Consider the following 3,124-nt stretch of genomic DNA (forward strand, 5'->3'; position numbering starts at 1 on the left):
AATCGCGGGCCAACCCGAACGCCGGACAGAGCCCGAACCGTGTAGCAGCCGCGTTCAGATCTCCCACGCGCCCCATTATTCGGATGCCCATGGCCTCTGCGAACTTTCGCGCCCTAAGGCCCGCAGCTGCCATGATCCGACCCGCAGCAACCAGCGGGCCTGGTCTGCGCGGCCACAGGCGCCCTGGGTTGTGGGCTAGGTACGGACCCGGCGAGGAGCGTCGTCGCCGGTTCGAACCCACTGGACACCGCCGGCGTCGGTGTACCGCACTGTCACCTTCACGCTGGACGTTGGGGGCGCGAGCGGATAGCGGAAACCTCCGTGAGCATCCTCTACGGCCTGGCCCAACGCCGTCTCCCCCTGCTCGTCAACAAACGCGACGAAGAAGGTAGCAGGCGCCCTACCAGGCTGCAATACTGCTTCTGGTTCACGCCCGTCGGTCGGCGGCGCCACCCGAACCAGTGGTAGCTCGTCGATCGTCGCGGTCTCGAACGCAATGTTCAGGACGGGGCGAGCACCGAAGTTCTCTACTCGGACCCGATACCCGCCAGGCCCCGCAGGGGACTCGACCGTGATCAGCACAAGACGGGCCTGCGCGAGGTCGGCCTCCTCACGCTCATGTTTGCGTTCACGTCGATCCATACCAGCGATACCCAGCGCAGCGACGGAGGCAGTGATCGTTCCCGCTGCTGCTGCCCAGTCGGCTATCGAACCCCAATTGACGGGCATAGCGCCGAAGCCTACTGGGCTGCCTGACATCTCACGGACCGTCTCGTTTCCAAGGTTTCGAGACAGCCCGCCATCAAGGGCTGCCGAGCCTGAGAGGTGGCGGTTGTCGGCCCTCGACGCCACCGGGTCGAGACTCTTCAGTCGATCCGATGGTGCTGGCGATCCTTGAGGTGGCCCACCGGCGGCATTGGTCAGGCCTCGGCCGTGTCTGGGTCGGGGCTGCCTACTCTGGCCGTATGGCGGCGAGTGGGATGGGTGGACTGGTTGGGGAATTGGCGTTGAGCGATGCTTCCCTCAGTGCCCTACTGTCGGACATCCGCCAGGCCCTGACTCAGTACGGGCCTGTGGCCGCTTCCCCGGAGAAATCGACGACCGGTTCACTGACGAAGGAGCTTCTGGGCATCGAGAAGCGCTATCCAGCGTTGCTGCCGATCGGCTTCCGGCCGTGGCTTGTGCAGGTGCAGTCTGTTGCTGAGCAGCGCAATGCGGTGGTGCACGCCATCGGACGTGACCGCTGCGTCGACTGCGGGCGCAGCTCGACGTTCGAGCACAAGAACAAGCCCATCGACAGATCTGAACATCGGCTCCGGATGCTCATCTCAGATGTGGACGCCCTGCTCGCCCAGGGCATCGAGCTCGCCGGCGAGCTCTCCGACAAGCTCAACGAACTCCTGCTCGACGAGGCGCGCAGACGTGCCCGCGCGACGGGCGACCCTCAGTTCCCGCCCCAAATCAACATCGCGGGCGGATGGCATCGGTGCGGATCATGCACCTCGAATGGGCAAGCCGAGACGGTGATCGCTGCACCACCAGCGACAGCAGTTCTCCCACCCGGCACCGTCCAGCGACTCTTCGGTGCATAACCAGCACAGACAGATCATGAATGCCTCAACGCCACCGAGGCTGGTCAGAGAACCGGGCACCGAGATCGGCCACATGATCCTCAACCCCAGCAAGGGCATCCCGTGCAGAAACGGTTCCGAGGGCCGCGAAGCCCGCCACCCGCACTCGGCGCCGACAGCCGACTCCAGCCTGCGGGTGTAGTGAAATGCACTCGGGCTGCCCGAATCAGACTCGATGAGGATATGCCGCCGCGCCCACTCCGCGGCTTCCGACCGTAGGCTCGTCCGGTGCCCGACAAGCCCTCCGCACCCAAGAAGCGCCCAGCCCGCACACCTCGACCGCGGCTGCGGGAGTTGTTCCCCGGCTATCACTATCCGACCGGCGAGGAGCTACGCCGGTTCGTCGAAGACGGGCTCGTCGCGCTCGATACGAACGCGCTGCTGGACCTTTACCGCTTCACCGAGATCGCTCGTGAGGAGTACTTGGAAGTCCTGAGCCAGATCGGCGAGCGTTTGTGGCTTCCCCATCAGACCGTCGCCGAGTTCCTCATGAACCGCACCACCGTGCTCCGCAGCCTGGACACCACTCGCGCCAAATTCGACTCCGATGTCGAGGGTGCCCTACTCGAGGTCCTCAAAGTCGTTCGTGACTACGCGCGGCGGTGCGGTTTCACTCAGGACCAGATCGATCCCTTGCTGCAGCCTCTCCCCGACGCCCTCGACATAGTCCTCGGCACGCTCCATCAGGGCATCGATTCGGCCGCAGAAGTCGATCCCGACGCACATCCGGACGACGATCCGATCCTGAGCAAGATCGAGGAGCTGATCGACGGCAGAATCGGTGATGCGTTCGACGACAAGACGAAACAGACTCTGACTCAGATGGGTCGGCGCCGGTTCGAAGCGAGGACCCCGCCGGGGTGGACCGACAACAAGAAGGCCGATGACGGCATCGGAGACTATCTGGTCTGGGAACAGACGATCCGCGAGGCCAAGGCTCGCAAGAAACCCATCCTGCTGATCACCAATGAGACGAAGCCGGACTGGACTCGGCGCGAAGGCGAGCTCATCCTGCCGCGTGTAGAGCTGGTCAAAGAGATGCTGGACCGAGCCGAGCAGGACTTCCACCTCGTCGACACACGCACATTCTTGGAACTGGCGAAGAAATACCTCGCCGCCGAAGTCAGTGACGCGACAGTCCACGAGGCCTCACGACTCGCACCCGAGAACACCGACCACCCCGACACCCTGGTCTCCCGCAACAAACTCGCCTTTGCACACCAAGCGGCCGGGCGGCTCGACGAGGCAATCCCGCTCTACGAGCAGACCTTCACCGATTTTGAACGGTTTGTCGGTACCGACCGCCCCGCCACGCTGACCACCCGTCACAACCTAGCCTCCGCCTACCAGGCGGCCGGGCGGCTCGACGAGGCAATCCCGCTCTACGAGCAGACCCTCACCGATTGCGAACGGGTCCTGGGCACCGACCACCCCGCCACCCTGACCACCCGCAACAGCTTGGCAGCGGCACGGGCACGGCAAAAGCCTCTGGT

At 64.4% G+C, this 3,124-nt stretch carries 3 protein-coding genes; 2 read left to right on the forward strand and 1 reads right to left on the reverse strand.

Features of this window, described 5'->3' with window-relative positions; genetic code table 11:
- Positions 1 to 195: 195 nt before the first annotated feature.
- Positions 196 to 729 carry a DUF8453 domain-containing protein gene (locus tag NS3_RS28020; protein WP_157101592.1) on the reverse strand — a complete coding sequence of 178 codons (534 nt, stop codon included), beginning with the start codon at positions 727 to 729 and terminating at the stop codon, positions 196 to 198.
- Positions 730 to 878: 149 nt separating this feature from the next.
- Here NS3_RS28020 and NS3_RS28025 point away from each other — a divergent pair, with 149 nt between their 5' ends.
- Both NS3_RS28025 and NS3_RS28030 read left to right on the forward strand, forming a co-directional pair.
- Positions 879 to 1,592, forward strand: a complete 714-nt coding sequence (locus NS3_RS28025; RefSeq protein ID WP_067866049.1) for a hypothetical protein — start codon at positions 879 to 881, stop codon at positions 1,590 to 1,592.
- Between the two features lie 267 nt (positions 1,593 to 1,859).
- A partial coding sequence (locus NS3_RS28030; protein WP_169811702.1) for a PIN-like domain-containing protein occupies positions 1,860 to 3,124 on the forward strand: 1,265 nt, incomplete at its 3' end.

Source organism: Nocardia shimofusensis NBRC 100134 (genome assembly GCF_001613125.1).
GTDB classification, from domain to species: Bacteria; Actinomycetota; Actinomycetes; order Mycobacteriales; family Mycobacteriaceae; genus Nocardia; species Nocardia shimofusensis.